The organism is Caballeronia arvi (assembly GCF_001544695.2).
Classification (GTDB): Bacteria; Pseudomonadota; Gammaproteobacteria; order Burkholderiales; family Burkholderiaceae; genus Caballeronia; species Caballeronia arvi.
Window position 1 is genome coordinate 1 of the sequence record NZ_FCOM02000227.1, and the last position, 1,404, is coordinate 1,404.

A 1,404-nucleotide genomic window follows, 5' to 3' on the forward strand; every position below is an offset into this window, starting at 1 on the left:
GAAGGCGGCTTTCCTAGTGCGAGTTTCAGGGCGCTGTCGGACTACTTTCCGAAGCAGCGCCGTTCGAAGATTCAGGCGGTGCTGCTGGCGTCGAATCCCGTGGCGCTCGTGCTCGCGCCCGCGCTTGGCGCGCTGATGACCGTCTGGTTGAACTGGCGCGGCATGTTCGTCGCGGTTGCGCTCACGGGGCTCGCCGTCTCCCTGCTCTATGCGTGTGGACTGCCAAAGGTCGCGACTCCCGTCAGATCGGAGAGGCTCACGCGCGATCCGCTGCGCCGAGTGCTGCGAAGCGTCGCCGTATGGAAGATCTGTGCGGTCAACTTTGCGCTCAATGTCCTGATCTGGGGTTTTATCTCGTGGCTGCCGACCTACCTGTTGAAGGTGCACGGACTCGATCTGCTGCATGTCGGCCTCTTCGCGTCCGTGCCCGGCGTCGCCGGCATTCTCGGCATGCTGACGGGCGGATGGCTTGCCGATGGCTGGTTCGCCCAGCGCGAGAAGGTGTTGCTGGTTGGCGCGGTCGGCGTAAGTACGGTATGCCTAATCGTGATGCTGAACGTCTCACTGCTTCCCGTCGTGCTGATATGTCAGGCGCTGATCGCGTTCTCGCTGAAACTGGGCTTTATCGCGGTGTGGTCGCTGCCATTGAAGTTTGACGACACCGACGCGAGCGGCTCAACTGCCGGGGTCATCAACATGGGCAGTCAGCTCGCGGGCGTCGTATCGCCGGCGGCGATGGGATTTTTGATCGCGGCCAGTGGAGGCCAATTCACCGGCGCTTTTTTGTTCCTGATCGCCTGCGGCATGGTCTGCATCTCAATCTCGATGACACTGCGCGGTGACTCAGAGACAAGATCGGCGGAAGATCTCGTGATCGAACAGCCTCGGTAGATCGGGCAATCCGCGAAAAGCGTTCTGGCTCCAGGACGCAACTTCCGAAACCTGGTCGGTCGGGAATGGTAGACCCTTCCCGAGTGCACTGAGCGAATCGATTTCTCCTCGTGATCGCAAGAGGGGCTCGCCAATCAACTGCAGGCAACGCGCTCCGTGTGCATTTCGCACGTCAGACCGTTTCGCGCCCCGGGGACTCTTCTAGGATCGTGGCCGGAACGCGCTTCTCATCTGCGCGGTGTGGGCGTTGAGTCGACCGCATCGGATTGGCGCGGGGTTGGGGGGCCGGCAAACGGCAGAAATAGGTGGAGGACCTCGCACGCAGAATAAGTGTTCGGCGGTCTGGAGGTTACAAGTCGGCCGGAACTTGAGAAAACATTCGTGTGGATATACAATTAAAAAAACGTGTATCAATGGGGGCAAATCATGCAGGTCGCAAAATGGGGTAATAGCCTTGCCGTGCGACTGCCCGCGAGCGTCGTCGATGCGCTTGACTTGAAGGAGGGCGACGAT

2 protein-coding genes are annotated in these 1,404 nt (G+C 60.3%); both read left to right on the plus strand.

Annotated elements, in window-relative coordinates; genetic code table 11:
- On the plus strand, window positions 1–891 hold an 891-nt coding region (locus tag AWB74_RS44525), incomplete at its 5' end, for an MFS transporter (RefSeq protein WP_061152797.1).
- A gap of 426 nt (window positions 892–1,317) precedes the next feature.
- A partial coding sequence (locus AWB74_RS44530; protein ID WP_143749548.1) for an AbrB/MazE/SpoVT family DNA-binding domain-containing protein occupies window positions 1,318–1,404 on the plus strand: 87 nt, incomplete at its 3' end.